The 20,447-nt window shown below is 59.9% G+C and carries 17 protein-coding genes and 1 pseudogene; 4 read left to right on the top strand and 14 right to left on the bottom strand.

The features are described from left to right. Positions 1-246: 246 nt before the first annotated feature. The 7 genes and pseudogenes from AB4Z35_RS21440 to AB4Z35_RS21410 form a co-directional block, all read right to left on the bottom strand. Positions 247-522: pseudogene (locus tag AB4Z35_RS21440) on the bottom strand (alpha/beta fold hydrolase); the annotation flags it as partial. Positions 523-598: 76 nt separating this feature from the next. Continuing rightward, positions 599-1,372: a hypothetical protein gene (locus AB4Z35_RS21435; RefSeq protein ID WP_442099282.1), complete on the bottom strand. Its 774-nt coding sequence runs from the start codon at positions 1,370-1,372 to the stop codon at positions 599-601. 16 nt (positions 1,373-1,388) lie between these two features. Beyond that, positions 1,389-2,207: a DUF2092 domain-containing protein gene (locus AB4Z35_RS21430; RefSeq protein ID WP_442099280.1), complete on the bottom strand. Its 819-nt coding sequence runs from the start codon at positions 2,205-2,207 to the stop codon at positions 1,389-1,391. Between the two features lie 383 nt (positions 2,208-2,590). Beyond that, positions 2,591-3,442, bottom strand: a complete 852-nt coding sequence (locus AB4Z35_RS21425; RefSeq protein WP_442099279.1) for a sugar phosphate isomerase/epimerase — start codon at positions 3,440-3,442, stop codon at positions 2,591-2,593. A gap of 1 nt (position 3,443) precedes the next feature. Continuing rightward, positions 3,444-4,685: an NAD(P)/FAD-dependent oxidoreductase gene (locus AB4Z35_RS21420; protein WP_442099277.1), complete on the bottom strand. Its 1,242-nt coding sequence runs from the start codon at positions 4,683-4,685 to the stop codon at positions 3,444-3,446. Between the two features lie 18 nt (positions 4,686-4,703). After that, positions 4,704-5,024: a MocE family 2Fe-2S type ferredoxin gene (locus AB4Z35_RS21415; protein WP_007994296.1), complete on the bottom strand. Its 321-nt coding sequence runs from the start codon at positions 5,022-5,024 to the stop codon at positions 4,704-4,706. A gap of 36 nt (positions 5,025-5,060) precedes the next feature. Next, the gene (locus tag AB4Z35_RS21410) at positions 5,061-6,173 is read right to left on the bottom strand and encodes a fatty acid desaturase family protein (protein WP_442099275.1); all 1,113 of its coding nucleotides are present in this window, start codon (positions 6,171-6,173) and stop codon (positions 5,061-5,063) included. Positions 6,174-6,355: 182 nt separating this feature from the next. Between AB4Z35_RS21410 and AB4Z35_RS21405 the strand changes: the two genes are divergently transcribed. Continuing rightward, positions 6,356-7,405: a substrate-binding domain-containing protein gene (locus AB4Z35_RS21405; protein ID WP_442099274.1), complete on the top strand. Its 1,050-nt coding sequence runs from the start codon at positions 6,356-6,358 to the stop codon at positions 7,403-7,405. Positions 7,406-7,422: 17 nt separating this feature from the next. On the opposite strand, the gene AB4Z35_RS21400 is transcribed toward AB4Z35_RS21405, so the two are convergent. After that, positions 7,423-9,444 (bottom strand): sigma-54 interaction domain-containing protein, encoded by a 2,022-nt coding sequence (locus AB4Z35_RS21400; protein ID WP_442099272.1) that lies wholly within the window; start codon positions 9,442-9,444, stop codon positions 7,423-7,425. A gap of 193 nt (positions 9,445-9,637) precedes the next feature. Between AB4Z35_RS21400 and AB4Z35_RS21395 the strand changes: the two genes are divergently transcribed. The 3 genes from AB4Z35_RS21395 (at position 9,638) to AB4Z35_RS21385 (ending at position 12,472) form a co-directional block, all read left to right on the top strand. Beyond that, positions 9,638-10,660 carry a Gfo/Idh/MocA family oxidoreductase gene (locus AB4Z35_RS21395; protein WP_442099270.1) on the top strand — a complete coding sequence of 341 codons (1,023 nt, stop codon included), beginning with the start codon at positions 9,638-9,640 and terminating at the stop codon, positions 10,658-10,660. Further along, the gene (locus AB4Z35_RS21390) at positions 10,657-11,445 is read left to right on the top strand and encodes a TIM barrel protein (RefSeq protein WP_108228864.1); all 789 of its coding nucleotides are present in this window, start codon (positions 10,657-10,659) and stop codon (positions 11,443-11,445) included. The genes AB4Z35_RS21395 and AB4Z35_RS21390 overlap by 4 nt, the downstream gene beginning before the upstream one ends. A 100-nt stretch (positions 11,446-11,545) precedes the next feature. After that, a complete protein-coding gene (locus tag AB4Z35_RS21385; RefSeq protein WP_442099268.1) occupies positions 11,546-12,472 on the top strand; it encodes a sugar ABC transporter substrate-binding protein in 927 nt (308 codons plus the stop codon). Positions 12,473-13,408: 936 nt separating this feature from the next. Here the strand turns inward: AB4Z35_RS21385 and AB4Z35_RS21380 are convergent. From AB4Z35_RS21380 to AB4Z35_RS21355, 6 genes are all read right to left on the bottom strand, one after another. Further along, positions 13,409-14,431 (bottom strand): ABC transporter permease, encoded by a 1,023-nt coding sequence (locus tag AB4Z35_RS21380; RefSeq protein ID WP_007986627.1) that lies wholly within the window; start codon positions 14,429-14,431, stop codon positions 13,409-13,411. 56 nt (positions 14,432-14,487) lie between these two features. Continuing rightward, entirely contained in the window at positions 14,488-16,053 is a 1,566-nt protein-coding gene (locus AB4Z35_RS21375) for a sugar ABC transporter ATP-binding protein (RefSeq protein ID WP_442099266.1), read from the bottom strand. Positions 16,054-16,123: 70 nt separating this feature from the next. Beyond that, positions 16,124-17,050, bottom strand: a complete 927-nt coding sequence (locus AB4Z35_RS21370) for a sugar ABC transporter substrate-binding protein (RefSeq protein ID WP_442099264.1) — start codon at positions 17,048-17,050, stop codon at positions 16,124-16,126. Positions 17,051-17,206: 156 nt separating this feature from the next. Then, positions 17,207-18,259, bottom strand: coding sequence for a Gfo/Idh/MocA family protein (locus tag AB4Z35_RS21365; protein WP_442099262.1), 1,053 nt, complete (start codon positions 18,257-18,259; stop codon positions 17,207-17,209). Positions 18,260-18,395: 136 nt separating this feature from the next. Continuing rightward, positions 18,396-19,256 carry a sugar phosphate isomerase/epimerase family protein gene (locus AB4Z35_RS21360; RefSeq protein WP_442099261.1) on the bottom strand — a complete coding sequence of 287 codons (861 nt, stop codon included), beginning with the start codon at positions 19,254-19,256 and terminating at the stop codon, positions 18,396-18,398. 160 nt (positions 19,257-19,416) lie between these two features. Further along, positions 19,417-20,442, bottom strand: coding sequence for a Gfo/Idh/MocA family protein (locus tag AB4Z35_RS21355; RefSeq protein ID WP_442099259.1), 1,026 nt, complete (start codon positions 20,440-20,442; stop codon positions 19,417-19,419). Positions 20,443-20,447 lie beyond the last annotated feature (5 nt).

Genomic DNA, 20,447 nt, shown 5'->3' with positions numbered 1-20,447 from the left:
TAATGCCAGTCAGTTAAGCGGTAATGCGATCTGTAGCAGCTGCCGAGCCCGCGAGGCTGCGTTCGGCTGCATAGCAGCCGTGAGTCCAGCTGACGCGGCCTGCCTGACGTACCGCGATTACTGATTTTGCGACTGCTTAGCAGCCGAACGCAGCCTCGCGGGCTCGGCAGCTGCTACAAAGGGTGTCGCGGCTGAAATTGCTTAACTACGAGGTGTGCGAGCACCAGATTTTGCCTCGACTGTAGGGGCGCCAATCAAAATCAGTTTGGCCACGTGCTTGTGCAACTGGCCATGCCTGGCGACATAGCGCGTCGCCTCCCCGCCACCGGTCGAGTGGCCGATATGTACAGCGTTGCGCAGGTTCAGTTGCTGTGCCAACGCGGCAACGTCCGCAGCGTAGTGGTCCATGTCATGGCCATCGCTTACCTGAGAGGAGCGGCCGTGGCCGCGTCGATCATGCGCGAAAGCAGATCGTCGATACGCCGAGTCTCGTACAGCGACTTGCCCACTCGATAAACCAATAGTTCATCTGCTTGGGAGAAGGGTGGAATGCTTCGGGGGCGCAGCATTCGATCTTTTGACTGCTTCAGCCAAGGGATCAAGGCATCGGCACAACGGTGTAAAAAACTCCGTTGGCGCCATAGGACGGTCGCAACCAGGAATTGCCGCACTGGTAATACGTGGTATTGGAGAAGCTTATCAAGCCACATCCTGGAGGCAGTGAGGCGTACGTCGCCCCCATGGGCATTGTCGGTGGTGCGGAAGCCACCATGCCGGCGTTATAGCTGGCGTTCCCGTCGACGACCGTCGCTGCTGCTTCACCGACGACCACGCCCGCCGCAGCGGCAGCTGCCGGATTGACTCCCTCGTTATAGCCACAGTTGTAGCAGCCACTACTGGCAATCACAGCGGTTGGCGGATGGTAGTAAGCGGTCCCGTAAGGCACGGCATGGTAAGCGGTTGCGCCATAAACGGGTGGTCGGTAAGCCGTCGTGCCATAGCCATCCGCGTGATAGCCAGCGGCGGTGGCGCCATTTTCACCTTGCGCATGCCAGGCACCTTCGCCACCCGAAGCCGTTCCACCTTCCGCACCAGTGCCGTGCCAGGAGCCTTCGCCACCGGACGCCGAGCCGCCACGATAGCCTGAGCCGCTCCAGCTCCCCTCTCCTCCGGAAGCCGAACCGCCGCGATTACTTTCGCCACTCCAACTGCCGCCACCGCCCGAGGCCGAGCCGTATTCACCCGAATGACTCCATGAGCCCCCTCCTCCGGAAGCGCGCCCGAAGCCGGAAGCGTGGGACCAGGCCGCTGCTTCGTTGCAGGTGAGCACCGCGACAAACAGGCCTGCGATTTTCAAGGTAGATCTGTTCATGGGTCAGTCTCCTTGTTCAGGGTTTCGCCACGGGCTCTTTTACCCCCTGCGGGGCACGAAGATCGGGCGGTGGGGCAAACTGAATGTGGTGCGCCGTTTCAATGTGGTCAGGCTTGAAAAAATCCGCAGACATCGCCGACCGGAGCTTCCAGTCACTGAAATCGACTTGATGCCGGGATCGTGTCGGATCATCGAGAAACACCGCGCGCAACCGGCGTGGCAACTTGTCCTGCACGCCGATCCATGCCTGGACGAACACGCTGTCGCTGGTGTAGGCGATCACATCGGTGGTGGTGTCACCGACGACCGTACTTTGGCCGATGTAAAACGCCACGCGCATATCCCGGGACAAATCCTTGTAGGGATCGGCGACGATCACGTCGGTAAACGGAAAATAGATGGCGGCACGCCGGTACGCGGCTTCCAGGGTCGCATCAATGGTTGGAGGCGCGTCCGCTTGGGCCAGCAAGTTGTTTTTACGTTCAAAGGCATAGGCTTTTTTGCCGTTGTAGTAAAACTCGGTTGCCGGACCGTCGCCGGAAGTCAACACACGAAGGCGATCCGGTCGTTGCACGTTGACCAGGGCCACCGTGCCATAGGCCAAGGGAGGCCCTAGCCGGCTGGGTTTTTCGTAGGTCGTGACGGCTTTGAAACTCATGCCCTGAGTGCCCGCGAGCCTGGCACTCATTCCTTTTAGAACATCCAGCGCCTTGGATTCCAGTTGCACCGCAGGCGGATTGGGAGGAGGAGCTTGTGCGGCGTGCAGCGGGATGGCGAATACGCCTATGGCTAAACCGAGAGAGAACAACCGGACACGCTTTTGGAAGGTAGGCATCGATTGCTCTCCACGGAAACCTGCTGGTCGATCACGCGTCGTCAGAGTCATTAGAAAAGCTCAGTTACAGGGTGACTGCCATGCATTCCGGAAAATAGTTTGAACAAGTCCAGTCAGAAACCCGCGTCGACACGGAAAATTTCTGGATATTTCGACATTGCTACCTACCCCCGTACTGATCATGACCTCTTTACCGGACCTGCTCGGGGGAGTACGTGCCCAGTCTCAACTGCGCGAAACGCTTTCGGCCACGCTTTCCAGAGTGATCAGTTGCCCCCGGATCGTCATTCCCGGAGTCAATCAAAAAATCCGGGACGGCAGATTCATCGATGAAACAACGATCGAGTGCATACTCGCGGCGGTTGATGACCTGATCGGTGAAATCAAACTTTTGACATGGCCGCTCGCACCTTGCAGTCGCTCCAAACGCCACGCATCAGCTCCTTCAACATCAATGCCTCAGCCCAGCGATCCGTTATGTCACGCCCGTCAGCCCCTGTTATCGCATAAGGTGGCGGGCCGAGTTCACAGGTGAAGGACAGACTGGCAGGTGTGTTCGGGCGGGCCAGCCAATCCTCGATCCCGTAGCGCCACCAGCCCAGGAATCGGTCCAGCCAGGGTCGATGCTGGGCGAAGCTCAAGGGCACCTGAACCTGTTCGCCATTGGCGACCCGGCCGTGAAAGCCCCAACTGTGGCGCAGGATGGTAAGGATCTGTTCGTCGTCTTCAGCGGTAGCCGACTCAGGCAATTCCCGGCCCACGACGTAGTGGGACAAGTCAGCCAACAGTTTGAGGTCGGGCATTTGCGCGAGAATGTCGAGAGTGAACAACAGGTCGCTGGTGAGGCGATAACGGTGGGTTTCCAGCAGGATCGGAAAGTCCACCTGCTCGGCCAGACGCTGCCAGCCTTCGATCAATTCAATGGCTTGTGCCAGCGTACGCGGCCGGACGTCTGCCTGTAGCGTGAGGTGGTGGCAGCCGTAGCGGGAGACGACATCGAGCGCGGCCGCCAGATCATCCACGGTCCGGGGAAACAGTTGACCTTCGACTTGCAGGCCTTGCGCCTTGGCGGCGGCGCTCAGGCGTGCAGCCTGTGGTGCGACCCAGAAATGGTCGGTGACCCCGTCGAAACCGGCGGCGGCGATTTTCTCCAGTTGCGCTTCAATGGAAAGGTCGCATTGGCCACGATGATCTTGCATGGCCCACAAGGACTGAAACACCAGGAATTCGCGCATGTCAGCTCCTCAACAATTGTTTGAGTGATACATCGGCATCGGCTAAAGCGACCACCGAGAGAGGGTTATGGTGGGTGATCAGGCGTTCGCACAACTTGATGTCCTTGGCGACGCTATTACCCTGACCCCAGCCGCAAGCCCCTAGCAGACGTAGTTCGGCATCGAGGTAGAACAACAGGAAACCACCACCCGGGGTTGTCCGGCTCACCGTCGGTTCGGTGTTGGCGATGATGCCCACGGTTTGCAGCCCCCAGTCGTACTGATCGGACCAAAAGCCGGGAATGACGTCGAAGGGCTGCTCGCCCCCCAGCAGGTTCAGAGCGGCGTGACGGCCTTGGGTTTCAGCGTTGCGCCAGGTTTCCTGACGCTGGAACCCCCCTTGCGGGTGCAGACGAAACTCACAGACGTCGCCTGCTGCGAAGATGTCCGGCGCACTGGTGCGCAGTTGTGCATCGACGCGAATGCCCTGACCAACTTCCAACCCGGCGGCCACGGCCAACTCGGTGTTGGGTTGCATACCGATGCCCACCACGATCAGGTCGCAGGACAACAACTGGCCGTCGACCAGTTGCACCGCTTCAGCGCGGGTGGAGCCCTGCACCGTTTCAATCGCCACGTTCAGCCGGACGTCCACGCCCTGACGGCGATGCAATTCCAGCAGGACACTGGACAATCGCTCCGGCAGGACGCGACCTGCCAGGCGCGGCCCGGCTTCGAGCAAGGTCACCGTGCAACCCAGGGCACGGGCGGTCGCGGCAACTTCGAGGCCGATGAAGCCGCCGCCGATGATCACCAATCGGGCGCCTGGCCGCAGCGAATCTCGCAGTGCAACCGCCTCATCATGGGTTCTCAGATAAAGTACGTTGGGCAGATGCTCAGGCACCGAAGGCAACAGTCGCGCCCTGCCCCCGGTCGCGAGCAACAGACGGGCGTAATGCAACCAACTGCCATCGGCCAACTGCAATCGATGCTGCTGCGGATCGAGGTTTTTCACCGGGTTACCGGCCAGGTGCTCGATGTCCAGTGCAGCGAGTTGAGCGCTATCGCACAAACTGCAACCTGTCAGTTCAACCGCGCCCTGTAACAGCCCTTTGGACAGCGGCGGACGTTCGTAGGGCGGGTGGGATTCGTCGCCGATCAGGATCAGGCGACCGCTATAACCTTCAGCCCGCAGGGTCAGCGCCGCGCGGCCACCTGCATGCCCGGCGCCGACGATGACCAGTGGAGCATTGATAGAACTCATGGCACAGACTCCCTGCGATTAAACCGTGATTGCGAGCAGGACACGCCCCGCCTCGACCCGCACCGGATAGGTCTTGAGGTTGACGCACACCGGTGCGCCAAGGGCTTTACCGGAGCGGTAGTCGAAGCGTCCATTGTGCTTGGGGCACTCGATGACATGCTCCATCACCAGGCCATCGGCGAGGTGGATGGACTCGTGGGTGCACAGGCCCGCGGTGGCGAAGAACTCGTCGTCTGCAGAGCGGTAGACGGCATAGGTGTGCGGGCCATGGTCGAAACGAATGACATCCTCTTCATTTATTTCGCCCACGGCACATACATCGATCCATTGATCGGTCATGGCATTTTCTCTTGTAGTGGTACAGCCAGGAAGGTGTCAGGCCGGCGTGACTTCAGCTTCTGCCTGGACGGTTGCGGCAGGTTCTACGCGCGGTGGTAAAGGCCGACGGATGTGATAGTTCGGGTCTTTGCGCTGTTTCCAGATCGTCGGGATGATTTCCCTGAAGGCCTCGTACAGGCTGGTGTAAGGCGGCGGGCAGTCGTGGCGGATTTCTTCGTGAAGCTGCGCCAGCGCATGAAAAGGCACCATCGGATACATGTGGTGTTCCAGGTGATAGTTCATGTTGAGGTACATGAAACGCAGTACCGGGTTCATGTAAATCGTGYGGCAGTTGCTACGGTGATCGAGTACGTCTTCGGCCAGACCGACATGCTGCGTAAGGCCGAACAGGTAGGACAACCAGCCGCCATAGAGAGTCGGAAGGCCGATGAACATCAGCGGCAACCAGCTCTGCAAATACAGTGCGGCGCCCAGGACAAGCCCATAAATCGCCAGCCAGACACGCGCGTCCCTTGCCACCTTGGGCCACTCGGATTCGGGGATGAACGTCTGCTCTTCTTCATCCATCCGCCCGACTGCATGCCGGCAGACAGACCCCATCGTCTTCAACGCGTAAGGCATCCTGAAAAAGCTCAGCACCATATTGATCAGGCTCGGCGGACGCGGCTCGACGATCTCAGGGTCGCGACCGACGATGATGGTGTCGGTGTGGTGCCGTGCGTGGCTCCAGCGCCAGACCTGGGGTTCGAACATGAACATGAAGCTCGACAGCTGGTAGACCGCATCATTCATCCAGCGGGTTTTGAATGCCGTCCCGTGACCTGCTTCGTGCCAACGGGCATTGGACGCCGTGCCGTAAAGCAGGCCATAGACGAAGAAGAACGGAACACAGGCCCATGAGCCCCAGAACCAATAACCGCCGAACCCGGTCACGACCATCGCCAGCAGCCAGATCGCGATATCGCGCAAAGCCGGGCCGTCGCGGCGCTGCATTAACTCCTTCAGGCGTTTACGGGGAATGGGTGATTGATACCAGTTGGCCGAGACCAGGCCTTTTTGCGCGGCTTTAGCGGCTTCGGGACCCGTCAACCGATAATCCCGAGGCACGGGTTTACCGGAGTTTTCAGATGCTGCGTGTTGTTCAGGCATTTTATTGTTCTCCGCAAGCTTGATGGTTTAAGGCACTTGCTTCGATGCGGGATCACATCGCTGGAGAAAAGATAGAGAGCACAAAGATTACCCTCAAGCCCTTGAATACATTCCCTATCAAGCTATCATCCAGGCCCATTGAAGCTTGATAGTTTTCTATCAAAGCGCCTGTGGGGCCTGTCATGAACAACACTAAACGCCCAACCATCGCCACGGTCGCCGAGCACGCTCGGTTGAGTGTCGCCACTGTGGACCGGGTGCTCAACGCCAGGGCTCCGGTCAGCCCGGCTACCGCCGAGCAAGTCTTCCAGGCCGCCGAAGCGGTCGGTTATTTCGCAGCCCGGCTGATCGGCCAGCGGATCCGCGAACGGCGTCCCAGCTATCGTTTCGGCATCCTGCTGCTCGGTACTGCCCAGGCGTTCTATGCCAACGTTGCCGCCGCCATCACCGAGGCGGCGCAGCGTCACGCCGGCGCCAACCTGAGCTGCCAATTCGAATACGTTTTCGATCGCACACCCGGCGCCATCATTGCCCAGATCGAACAACTGGCGGTGCAGTGCGATGGCCTGGCGGTGGTCAGCTTCGCTCACCCGCTGATCAATGCTGCCATCGCTCAGATCAGAGCAGCGGGTGTACCGGTGATCGCCCTGCTGTCCGACATCCATGAGGCAGCGAATGAGCCTTACGTCGGCCAGGATAATCATGAGGTCGGGCGCACCATGGGCTGGCTGATGGCTCACACGTGTGGCGCACGCAAAGGCAGCATCGGGGTCTTGCTCGGCGGTCACCGTTTTCTCGGCCATCAGGCTCGGGTGGAGGGGCTGCGCAGTTACCTGGCGGAACGTGCACCCGGGTTGCGGCTGCTTGAAGCGGTGATCAATCTGGACAACTGCGACATCACCGAAGAGGCGACGCTGGAACTTGTCGCGCGCCATGACGACTTGCGGGGTTTGTGCGTGGTCGGCGGGGGCGGCGACGGCATCATCAGTGCCCTGTCGCAGTTACCGAAGCGGCCGAACCTCTGCTGCATCCTGCAGGAGTCGACCGAGTTGTCGCGGCAAGCCCTGGATCAGGGCTTGATCAGCCTGGTCATCGATTCCCAACCGCGATTGCTGGCGGCAGCGCTGGTCGACTTGCTGGTCGAACTGCAGACCACGCCGGACTTCGATTCAGTCCGGCATCGGGTCCATATTCCGTTGCAGATCATGACCTCGGAAAACGCTCGAGGCTGACGGCCTGAGCAGTCCCGTCACAGGCTGGGGTCCGAACGAAAAACCTCGGCACTCAGGCCGAACCGATTCATCTTGTTGTACAACCCGCCACGAGAAACATTCAGCAGTTTGGCGGCCAAGCGAATGTTGCCGCGGGTATCCTTCAGGGCCGCAATGATCGCATTCATTTCATGGGCACCAAGGTCCAGGGCGGCCCGGGGTTCGGGCAAACTTCCCGGCGCCGACGGCCGCTGCCTTTGCTTGATTTCAAGCGGTAGATCACCCGGCTGGATCAGTTCGGTCACCGCCAGGTTGGTCGCCCGTTCAATGGTGTTTTCCAGTTCGCGAACATTACCCGGCCAGTGGTAGGCCGACAGAATTTCCAGCGCCTCTGGCGAAAGTCCCTGCACCGATTTGCGCAGTGAGCGCGCACACCGGCTGAGAAAATGTCGCGCCAGCAACGGCACATCGTCCCGGCGCATCCGCAGCGGCGGAACCGTCAGATTAAGAACGTTGAGCCGGTAGTAAAGATCCTCGCGGAATGCACCCTCGGCCACCGCCTGACTCAAGTTGCGGTGGGTGGCCGCGATGATGCGCACGTTCACCTGCTGCGATTTTTTCGCGCCCACGCGTGTCACCTCGCCTTCCTGCAAGACGCGCAGCAGGCTGACCTGGRCATCAAACGACATGTCACCGATTTCATCGAGGAAGATCGTTCCGCCATCGGCCAATTCGAACTTGCCGGCCGAACCGCCGCGGGCCGATCCGGTGAAGGCGCCCTCGACATGCCCGAACAATTCGCTCTGCACCAGATCTCGCGGAATGGCCCCGCAATTGACCGCCACAAACGGACCACCGCACCGGTCGCTGCCGTTATGAATCGCCTGGGCGAACAACTCCTTGCCGGTGCCGCTTTCGCCCAGGATCAGTGTGGTCGAGTCACTGCGACTGGCGATCCGTCCCAAGTGCAACGCATCCTGAATGGCTCGCGAACTGCCCTGAATGGTTTCGAAGGTGTAGCTGGCCTGAGTGCCGATTATCCGTCGGGTAATTTCCCGGATGCGTCGGTTCTCCCGCAGCGAGACGATGCGCCCGCCCTGCTCCAGTGAACACACGGACACCAGGCACGCCAGGTGGCTGCGATCATGCAATTCAAAGGTGCAATCCAGATCTCTTATCCCTTCATTCTGCTGCCCTTCCCCGCCGCGCAGCAGAATCTCATTGGTCAGTTCGCTCCGGCCCAGACGCTGGAACGGACTACCCAGCAAATCCAGGCCCACGCGAAACAATTGCCGGGCATAGCGATTGAGTGCCTTGATGCAGCCGCGCTCATCCAGCACCACCAGTCCCTCGTTCAGCACTTCAAGCACGGTTTGTTGTTCTTCCAGCAAGGCCTGCAGCGCCATTTGCCGCGAAACCGCTTCGGCTGCGGCCTGGACGGTGCCCAGAGTATGGAAATGAAACCAGCCGGGCTCTGCGGTCAGGGTCAGCATGGCCAGTGTCCGGCCCTGGGCATCCCGGATCGGCGCGGCGGCACAATGCATGCGTCGCCGACGCAGGGCGACCCCGAAGTTTTCCTCTGCCAGTACATACACCAATCGGTCTTCGGCAAGCGCCAGCCCCGTGCAGTTGGTGCCCTGCACCGACTCCAGCAGCCGGCTGCCCACCGGGGTGAGGTCCAGGCCGCAGAAATACAGCGTCGTCCCTTCGGCATCGGTCAGATTGATATGGCCTCGGGGGTTGTAGGCGAGCAACCCTCGCATGACCTCCGCCGCCGCGGTGATCAGCACACGATTGGCCGCCAGTGTTGCGGCCAGGACGTCAGGGGTGACAAAACGGTATTGGCCATCATCGGGATCGAGGCCGGCACTGACGCTGCGCAACCAGGAGTCCCAAATGATCTGCCTGACCCCGGCAGGTCGATCGGTGCAACCACTCAGACACGCCAGCCAGGCTTGCTCCAGCTCAGCGATGGGTCCTTCGCTTAACGACGTCGGACCGAGCGCCGTAATGTAATCGAGGTCTTGCACGCTGAAGGCCATTGGCTGTGGGATCACCATTTGCTCCTATGTTCATATTTTCGACATGTCAGTATAGACATGTCATCAGAATGAACACATATTTCAATAAGCGTTTAGTAACTCCTTAAATATCAATTAGATAAATATTGGCACAGCCCTTGCTCCTGGCTTCGTACCAGCGAGGGCATTCCTGCTGTCGAGTCATTGAACAACAATAAAAGGGAGTCATTTCATGAGTACATCCAAGATCACCCGCCTCGGCCTCATCGGTGCTGGCCGCATGGGCAGCTTTCACGGCCTGACGGCCGCCCGGCACATTCCCGGTGCCTGCCTGGCCGCCATCGCCGACCCGACACCTGGCCAGGCCGCTCGCCTCGCCGCAGAGTTGGGTGTACAGCGGGTCTACACCGATCCACAGCAACTGCTTGAGGACCCGGAAATCGACGCCGTACTGATCGCCGCCCCGGCCCGCAGCCATGCCGAATTGGTGATCAGTGCGGCCCGCGCCGGCAAAAGCGTGTTTTGTGAAAAACCCATGGCCATCACACTGGACGAAGCCGACCGCGCCATCGCCGCCGCTGCTGACGCACAGGTGACGCTGCAAGTCGGCTTCAACCGCCGCTTTGCCAAAAGCTTCCGCACAGCCCACCTGGATGTGGTCGCCGGCCGGATCGGTACGCCGCAATTGCTGCGCTCGTTGACTCGCGATCCGGCGCTGAACAATCCGGCCGCTTCGCCGCAGTGGGTGATTTTCCTCGAAACCCTGATTCATGACTTCGATACCCTGCGCTACCTCAATCCCGGTGCCGAAGCGGTTGAGGTTTTTGTCATGGCCGATGCGCTGATTGCACCGGACTACAAGAACAAAGGGTTTCTGGACACCGCCGTGGTCACGATCCGTTTCGACAACGGCGCCATCGCCACCGCCGAGGCGAATTTCCAGGCGGTATATGGCTACGACGTTCGGGGCGAAGTGTTCGGCAGCGCCGGCATGCTGAGCATGGGCAGCGTCAATGACTCTGATCTGGTTCGCTACCTGGCCGATGGCATCCAGGCAGACACCCAGCGTCTGGACACCGACCTGTTGCGTGATGCCTACGTGGCCGAGCTCAATCACTTTGTCGACTGCCTGCGCAGCGGTGAAAAACCACTCGCCAGCGGTGAAGATGCCCGCGCGGCACTGGCCATTGCCCGGGCGTGTATCGAGTCCTTCCAGCAAGGCAAAGCGGTGCGCGTGCAAGGAGCCCATTCATGAGTTTCACTCCGTTCAAACTGGCGATCAGTGCCGAAATGGTCTTCCTCGACCTGCCGTTCACCGAACGGGTCAAACGCATACACGCACTGGGCTTCAGCGCCGAAATCTGGAGCTGGACGACCAAAGACATTCCCGCCCTGGTCGCGACCGGCGCTGATTTCACCTCCATGACGGGTTACATCTCGGGCAACCTGACCGATCCCGAAGACATCCAGCACCTGCTCGACAGCGCACGGGAATCGCTGGCCGTTGCCGCCCAGCTGAATTGCCCGAGTCTCAACCTGCATGGCACGGGCCTGGGCGATAAGGGTTTACCAGTAAAACCCGTGGCYCATACCACCGGACGCATGTGGTTGAGCGCCTGCAAGACCCTGGAAAARATCGCTCGCCTGGGCGAAGACGCCGGCCGGGTGTTTCTTCTGGAAAACCTCAATACCGAGGTGGACCACCCCGGCACGCCGTTCGCTCGCGCCGACGATACCCTGGCGTTGATCGAGGCTGTGGGCAGCCCACATTTGAAGATGAACCTGGACCTTTACCATGCGCAGATTGGCGAAGGGAACCTGATCGAACTGATCCAGCGCGCGGGCAGCGCCATTGGTGAAATCCAGGTCGCTGACGTCCCCGGGCGCATGGAACCGGGCACCGGCGAAATCCATTACCCGGCCATTGCCAAAGCCTTGTTCGGCATGGGATACACCGGTGTCGTCGGGCTTGAAGGCTGGGCCAGCGGCGACAGCGAAGCGGCACTCGAACGTTTCCGGCAAGCGTTCACGCTGGATTGAGGAGCCTGCGGCGCGCTCGGACGTTGACTCTACGCGCGCCAGCAACCCTCACCCTTGATCAAGATGAATGTCGACTTATAACAACAAAAGGAAAACCATCATGCGTCGCTGCACACTACTTTTTGCCACGCTGCTACTCGTCTTCAGCCAATGGGCCGCCGCCAGCTATCGCATAGGTGTCAGCATTGCCAGGGTCGACGACAACTTCATGACCTATGTGCGCAGCGGCCTGGAGGAAGCCGCCAAAAAGGAAAACATCCAGATTCAGTTCGAGGACGCCCAAGGCGATGTGGTTCGCCAGATCAATCAGGTCCAGGGCTTTCTCAACCAGAAGGTCGATGCGGTCATCGTCTTGCCCGTGGACACCGCCGCCACCGCCAACATGACCCGTGCCGCCGTCGAAGCACAGACGCCACTGGTATACGTCAACCGCCACCCGGACGAACGCGTCCTGCCCAAAGGCGTTGTCACCGTGGCATCGAACGACATTGAGGCCGGCCAACTGCAAATGCGCTACCTGGCTGAAAAACTGGGAGGCAAAGGCACCCTCGCGATCATCATGGGCGACCTCGCGCAAAACTCCACGCACGACCGCACTGAAGGCGTCAAACAGGTGCTCAAGGACTATCCCGGGATCAGGATTGTCGAACAACAAAGCGCCGAATGGCAGCGCAACAAAGGCATGGACCTGACCAGCAATTGGCTGCTGGCCGGCACGAGTTTTGATGCCATCGTCGCCAACAATGACGAGATGGCCATCGGCGCTGCCATGGCACTGCAGCAGGCCGGCAAAACCAAGGGCGAGATTGCGATTGTCGGCATCGACGGCCTGCCCGACGGCCTGGCAGCGATCAAGCGCGGGATGCTGGTTGCCTCAGTCTTTCAAGACCCCAAGGCTCAAGCGGCCACCGCGCTGCAAGCGGCCATCAAAATGATCAAGGGCGAGCCGGTCGAGACGGATGTCTGGGTACCCTTCCAACTGATCACGCCGGAGCAGGTTGCCGTCTATGAGAAACATTATAAATAGCGCCCGGCACTAACCATTGACGCCGCTGTTCCAGTCAGGAATCAGCGGCGTTTTTCGTTGAGTGAATAGTGTTGTGCGGCATGTCGACTAAACATCATGAAAGTCACAAGGCAGCCTCCCCAACCTAATGCTGTTCACTTGAGCATGGGGTTGTATGTAAGAACTGGATTGGGGGGGGACGGAGTACATATCCATTGCTGCGGTCACGGCCACCCAGGGTTTCGCCCTTACGGCGACTCACTTTTCCAAACGCCGAAATGTAAGCAAAAGGCTTTGCCCCACCACTCGGTGCCTCGCTTAGGCTCGGCATGCCCTCACTCCGGCCATCGTGGTTAACGGGGCGCCCAAATCTAAAGCAAAAGCGAGGCGGCCTGACAGCCGACCTGACTTTTACGGCTGCACCTGATCCTCTGTGGGAGCGAGCCTGCTCGCGATGGACGTCAACGATAACGCGCCCTGTCTGGATGATCGCGTTGTCCGGGCGTTCATCGCGAGCAGGCTCGCTCCCACAATAGGATCGCGGACAGACCTGCAATCAGGTCGGCTATAAGGCCGCCTCGCTGTTGCTTTGGTTTTTGATTTTCTTGCCCCATCGAGAGGCCGGGTGGAGGTTCTGCGCAGTGGGTAAACCGGCATGGATGCCGGAGTGAGGGCATGCCGAGCCTTAGCGAGGCACCGAACGCCAGGGGCAAGAGCCCTTGGTTACTTGGGGCCGGGCGGCGTTCCGCTCTTCCAAGTGACTCGCCGTAAGGGCGAAACCCTGGGTGGCCGTGACCGCAGCAACGGATATACACCCAATTCAAATATGCACCTGCAGCCCGCTGCCGGATGCACCAGTTGATCGCCTGGAATAGATGAGAAGCAGGTTTTACTTTGCAGGAGGGGGGGTATTGCGAAGCGAGAGCCAGAACAGGCCCTCGCTGTTTACAGTCAAACTCAGCGCTTGAGTTTGCGCTTGTTGCGGTATTGGTCGATGACCACCGCGACCACAATGATCAAGCCTTTGATGATGTCCTGGATGTAGGCATCGACCCCGACGAAGGTGAATCCGCTGGCCATCACCCCAAGGATCAGTGCACCGATGACGGTGCCGGTGATGCGCCCCACCCCGCCCGCCAGGCTGGTACCGCCGATGACCGCGGCGGCAATCGCATCCAGTTCATAGGACATGCCCATCCCGGCCTGCCCGGTGGCGGCACGGGCCGAAGCTACCACACCCGCCAGTCCTGCCAGCAACCCGGCGATGCTGTAGACGATGACCAGATGGCGTTTGACATTAATACCGGACGTACGCGCCGCCTGCATGTTGCCGCCGATGGCGTAGGTGTATTTACCGTACTTGGTGTAACGCAGCGCGATATGGAAGATCACCGCCACCACCAGAAAAATGATCACCGGCATCGCGCCGTGACCGATGGCCGTGTAGGAGTCCGATAGCATGCTCACCGGCTGGCCTTCGGTGTAGTAGCGCGCCAGGCCACGGGCCGAGACCATCATGCCCAAGGTGGCAATGAACGGTGGAATCCCGGTGATCGCAATGATGCTGCCGTTGATTGCCCCCGCCAGCAGCCCGACGCCGAGCCCGACAATCACTGGAATCCACACCGGCAAGTCAGTCAGGGACGGGAACACCGCACGGGCGAAGTCCGAGGTCTGGGCCAGGCTGGCGGCAATCATCGCCGACAACGCCAGCACCGAGCCTGAGGAGAGGTCAATGCCAGTGGTGATGATCACCTGGGTCACGCCGATCGCCAGCAGGCCAATGATCGACACCTGCAAGATCATCAGCACCAGGCGTTGAGAGTTCATCAGGAAGCTCTGGTCGCGCACGATCCAGCCGAACACCTCGAACACCAGGCCGATGCCGATCAGCACCAGGAAAATACTCAGTTCAGTCGGAAAGCGCCGGCGACTCTTGACCGGTGCCGTTGCCGGTTTGTTTTCCAGTATCGCGTTCATAACCACTCACCCTTCTATCGCATCGTCGACGCTGGCCGAGCCAGTGCCGGCATCCATTAGTGAACCGCGGACATGCCCGAGGCCAGTTGCATCACTCGCTCCTGAGTCGCTTCGCTGCGATCGAGGGTACCCATCAGGTCGCCCTCGTGCATGACCATGACCCGATCACTCATGCCAAGTACTTCCGGCAGCTCCGAGGAAATCATGATCACCGCCATGCCTTCGCTGGCGAGGTAGGAGATAAGCCGGTAGATCTCGGCCTTGGCGCCGACATCGATGCCGCGGGTCGGCTCGTCGAGAATCAGGATTCGTGGATTGGTCATCAGCCAGCGCGCCAACAATGCCTTCTGTTGATTACCGCCGGACAGCGTGTCGATGCATTGCTCGAGCGACGGGGTTTTCACCCGCAGCTTCTTGCACATGTCTTCGCACAGGGCGCGCAAGGCTTTTTGCTGGATGAAACCGTGGCCGGCGAAGTGCGGCAGCACCGCCATTTCCATGTTCTCCAGCACCGACAGACACGGGAACAGGCCGCTGAGCTTGCGATCCTCGGTCAACAGGGCGAAGCCCTTCTCGATGGCCATGTGCGGATCGGTAATGCGCACCACTTCACCGTCGAGGCGAATCTCGCCACCGTCGCTCGGGGTGATGCCAAAGATCGCCTCGGCGACGTTGGTCCGCCCCGAGCCCATCAATCCGGCAATACCGAGGATCTCGCCGGCATGCAGATCGAAGGACACGTCCTTGAAAATGCCATCGAGCTTGAGGTCGCGCACCGACAGCAGCAGCTCGCCGATCGGCGTCTCGCGCAGCGGGAACAACTGGTTCAGTTCACGCCCGACCATCATCGAAATCAGGCTATCGCCGTCCATGCTGTCGGCCCGTTGCAGGCCGATGTAGGCGCCGTCGCGGAACACTGCCACTTCGTCGGCGATGCTGAACACTTCATTCATTTTGTGGGTGATGTAGATGATGCCTTTGCCCTGGCTCTTGAGATCGGCAATGATCGAAAACAGGTGGGCGACTTCCTTGTCGGTGATGGCCGAGGTCGGTTCGTCCATGATCAGGATGTCGGAATCGTAGGACACCGCCTTGGCAATCTCGACCATCTGCCGTTCGGCGATGCTCAGATTGCCGACCTGTTCTTCCGGATCCAGGTTGATGCGCAGGCGCTCCAACAGCTTCGCCGTGCAACGGTGCATTTCCCGATGGTCGATCATGTGGAAACCGTTGAGCTGCTCACGGCCGATCCAGATGTTCTCGGCGATGCTCATGTGCGGCATCAGGTTGAGCTCCTGATGGATCATCGCGATCCCGGCCTGAAGCGCCGCCAGGGGCGTTTCGAAGACCACCGGCTTGCCCCGCAGGCGCAGTTCGCCGGCGTCCGGCTGGTAGATGCCGGCGATGATTTTCATCAAGGTGGATTTGCCCGCGCCGTTCTCGCCCATCAGGGCCAACACGGAACCGGGGCGTACCCGCAGCTGTACGTCAGACAAGGCCACCACCCCGGGGAAACCCTTGCTGACGTTGACGATTTCCAACAGGTACGGCTCATCGACAGGTGTTGCGGTTGGCTGGACACCCATCAACGGGGTGCTCGAAGCAGTCGCTGAAGCGAACATGATCAGGTACTCCATCAGCAAGGTCCCAGTTGCCACCTTGCGTGTTTATTGTTGTTATTGAACGGACGGACTATTTGAACTGGTCAACGTTTTGCAGCGTGATCAAGCGATACGGCACCCACACGGCTGGCTCGACCGGCTCGTTTTTGGCCATTTTCACTGCCGTCTCGATCGAACCGTCTGCCTGCCCCTTGGCGTCCTGGAACACCGAGACGACCAGAGAGCCCTTCTTCACCGCGTTCAAACCGTCAGGCGTACCGTCGACACCGGCGATCAGGATGCTGCCCTTTTCCACTCCGGCCTGTTGCAGGGCCATCGCGGCGCCAATGGCCATCTCGTCGTTGTTGGAGACGACCGCGTCGAACTTGCGGCCCTGGGTCAGCCAGTCGTTGACCAGGGTCATGCCCTTGTCCCTCAACCAGATGCCGGTTTGCTCTTGCTCGATCTTGATGTTCGGGTACTTGGCCAACACCTCTTTGACACCCTTGGTACGGTTGGTGGTGGAGTTGTTCGCCAGGTCGCCCAGCAGGATCACGATGTCACCCTTGCCGCCCATTTTGTCGGCCAGGTATTGCATCTGCATCTGACCGGCTTCCAGATCGTTGGAGGCGACAGTGACCACGCCTTTGGGCAGGTTCAGGTCATCGGGACGGCGATTGACGTACACCAGCGGAATGCCGGCCTTGACCGCCGATTCGGTGATTTTTTTGGTGGCGGCGGTATCCACAGGGTTGACTACAATGGCGTCGACCTTCTGACTGATGAAGCTTTCTACCTGGCTCAACTGCCTGACCACGTCGCTGCGTGCGTCTTCGAACTGCAGCTTGACGCCATCGGGATAGGACTTGGCTTTGGTGTCCATGGACTCACGCAGGTAGGTCAGCCAGGTGTCATCGAACTGCGACATGCTGACGCCGATCTTCATGTCAGCGAGTGCAGCGCCGCTGGAGAACATCAGGGACAAGGCGAGTGAGGCGAAACGGATCTTGGTCTTCATGAAAAGTCTTTCTCCACATTCTTGTTGGTTTTATGGATAAGGCGTGACGATTTCAGTAAGCGGACAAGCAGGAAAAGAGTTGGAACCGAGTGCGAGGCACCTCGCTGGAAATGACTTTATTGGAAATTATTTTCCATATCAACTCATTTTAGAATTTTATTCTGATTTTGTTCCATGACTCTCGAACGGGCTCAATTGCACCACTTGATGGCGCTCGAAACTCAGCCGCGCAGCGTCTAGCACGCGGGTAGTCGCCAGTGCATCACGGGCCTCCACAGGCAATGGGCCGCCGTTCTGCAATGCGGCTTGCAGCTGTAAATAGAACTGATTCCAGCAACCACGCTCGGAGGGAACTCTTTCGCGCACTTCGCCCTGTTCGAACCAGCCCCAGCGGCGATGCTCTTCCACGCCCCAGCGTTCACCTTCGGATTTCGGTGTGAGCCCGGCGAGCGCCGACGCCTCCTGCCCGTCCAGGCCGTCGACGCTGTAGCAGCCCTGAGTGCCAGTCACACGAAAGCGCGGGCCGGGGGTGTTTTGCAGGCAACTGCCGCCCAGGTGCGAGGTCACGCCGCTGGCATGGGTCAGGGACATAAAGAAGCCGTTGTCGAAGGACTGGCCTTTTTCGAGGTAATCCAGTTCGGCGTAAACCCGGGTGACCGGGCCGAACAGCAGCAGCGCCTGATCCACCAGATGGCTGCCCAGATCCCGCAGGAAACCACCACCACTGCCGTTGTTCACCGACTGTGGCGAATAGCGCTCGATTCGCGATTCAAAACGGGTGACCTGGCCCAGCGCTCCGGACTCAATGAGTTTGCGCACGGTAAGAAAGTCCGAGTCCCAGCGCCGGTTCTGGTAGACGCTCAGTTGCACGCCCTGACGTTCGGCCATGGTGATCAGGGTTTGTGCCTGTTGCGCGTCAGCGGCGAACGGCTTGTCGCTGACCACCGCCACATTGTGTTCGATGGCGTCGAGCACCAACGCAGGGCGGCCTTTGAGCGGCGTGGACACTACCAGCACATCGACCCCGATTTCGACCAGTTGACCGATGCTGTCGAAGGCCGGCACGCCGGGGTGTTCTGCCGCCAGCAACTGGCGCCGCTCCGTTGAACGGGTAACCACACCAACGAAGGTCGCACCCGGCAAACTGCTGATCAGTGGAGCATGGAAAAACCGGCCGCCATGGCCGTATCCGACAAGTCCGATGCGCATGAAAACATTCTCCTTATAAAACACGGCCTCTGTGGGAGCGAGCTTGCTCGCGATAGCGGTCTGACAATCACAGATATGTTGAATGTGCCGCCGTCATCGCGGGCAAGCCCGCTCCCACAGGTTTTGTGTAGGTCGGTCAGCGGCAGAGTTCGCTTTTGACGCGCTCGAGCATCATCCGGTTGGACTCGTCCGGCCGGTCCTCCCAGGCGAACACCGAGACAGTGGCGATGCCATCGAACTTGATCTCGCGCAAGGTGCCGAAGAACGCGTCCCAATTGACCTCGCCCTGGCCGATGTCCAGATGCTGGTGCACGGTGGCGGTGACGCCCGGCGGGTTGACGATGTAGCGCAAGCCCGAAGACGCCTTGTGGTTGTAGGTGTCGGCGATGATCAGGTGGCTTAGCCTGGAGCCGGCGTACTTGAGCATCGAGGCGGTATCACCGACGCCATCGTCATAGAAGAAGGTGTGCGGCGCCGCGTAGAGGTAGTTGATCCAGTCGCGATCCAGTCCGCGAATGATGTCCACCGACTCGTTGTTGCGCTCGCAGAAATCATAAGGGTGAGCCTGGATATCGAGCTTGATGCCTTCGCGTTCGAACTCCGGCATCAGTTCATCCATGGAGCGCATGAACTGGTTCTCGCACACCAGCGGGTTGTCCGACTGGCCGGTGAGCTCGGTGTTGACCAGCTGACAGTCCATCTCCACGGCAATCTGGATCGCGCGCTTCCAGTTGCGGACGGCGGCCACGCGCAGGCCTTCGTCGGCGGCGGCCCAGTGGTACATCGGTAATAAAGACGAGAGTTTGACCCCGGTATCGCTCAGGGCTTTGCGAAACTCCTTGATCCGCGCCTTGTCGACCCGCGGGGCTTTGTAGAACGGCAGGAAATCCTCCCGGGGCGACAACTCGATGTGTTCGTAGCCGAGTTCGGCGACTTTATCGACCATCTTGCCCAGGGACAGGGTGCGGTACATGTAGGGATCTAGTGCGATGCGCATATTGTTGTTCTCCTTAACCAGGGCCTGAGCCCGGACACCAGCCCTGTGGGAGCGGCGGTGCGGCGATCCGACTTGCTCGCGAAGACGGTTACACAGTCAGCAACAATGTTGCCTGACAGACCGCTTTCGCGAGCAAGCCCGCTCCCACATTGGGTACGGATTAACCGTAGAAGTGTGGACGCTCTGGAAGGCCGACTTTTACGATCTGCCCGCTGTTCTGCGCCTCGATGCACGCATCGGCCGCCACCGCCGCTGCGAAACCATCCCATGCCGAAGGCCCGCCAACCTGCCCGGCGCACACGCCGTCAATGAACGCCTGCAACTCGACGTCATACGCGGCGATGAACCGGTCCTTCCAGTCCATCAGAATCGCATTGGACAGCTTCGCGCCACTGCGCAACTGCACCTGGGACGGTTCCGGCAGTTTGGCGATACCGGTCTCCCCCACCACTTCGCACTGGATGTCGTAGCCGTACTGGCAGTTGACGAACACTTCCACATCGATGCGCGTGCCCTTGGCGGTTTCCAGCAACACGATCTGCGGGTCTTTCAAATGGGCGTGGGCCTTGCTGGTCTTGCGCGGGAACACCACCTGTACCGATACGTAGTCGTCATCGAGCAACCAGCGCAGCACATCCAGCTCATGGATCAGGGTGTCGGTGATCGCCATGTCGGTCATGTAGTTCTCGCCCACGGTCGGGTTGCGGTGGGCGCAATGCAGCATCAAAGGCTCGCCGATCTGGCCACTGTCGATCACTGATTTCAGCGCCCGATACCCCTCGTCGTACGGACGCATGAAACCGACCTGTACCAGCCGCTTGCCGTGAGCCACTTCAGCCTCGACGATCTTGCGGCAGCCTTCGGCAGTGACCGCCAGCGGTTTCTCGCAGAATACCGGCTTACCGGCGGCAATCGCTGCCAGCACGAACTCTTCGTGGCTCGGCCCCCAGGAGGTAACGAGGATTGCCTCGACTTCCGGTGCATTGATCAGGGCGTGACCGTCGGGATAGACCTCGGCGGTCAGCTTGAGATCGGAAACGACCTTGGCCGCTTGCTGCAAATTGATGTCGGTAACCGCCACGACCTGGCTGTTGAGCAAGGTCTGGCTGCAACGACGGATATGGTCCTGGCCGATGGCTCCGGTACCGATGACGCCAACCCGCAACGAATTAGAGAGCAAAGACATATAAC

It is taken from the genome of Pseudomonas sp. KB_15, assembly GCF_052114525.1.
GTDB lineage: Bacteria > Pseudomonadota > Gammaproteobacteria > Pseudomonadales > Pseudomonadaceae > Aquipseudomonas.
This window is presented reverse-complemented; position numbering and strand designations above follow the sequence as displayed.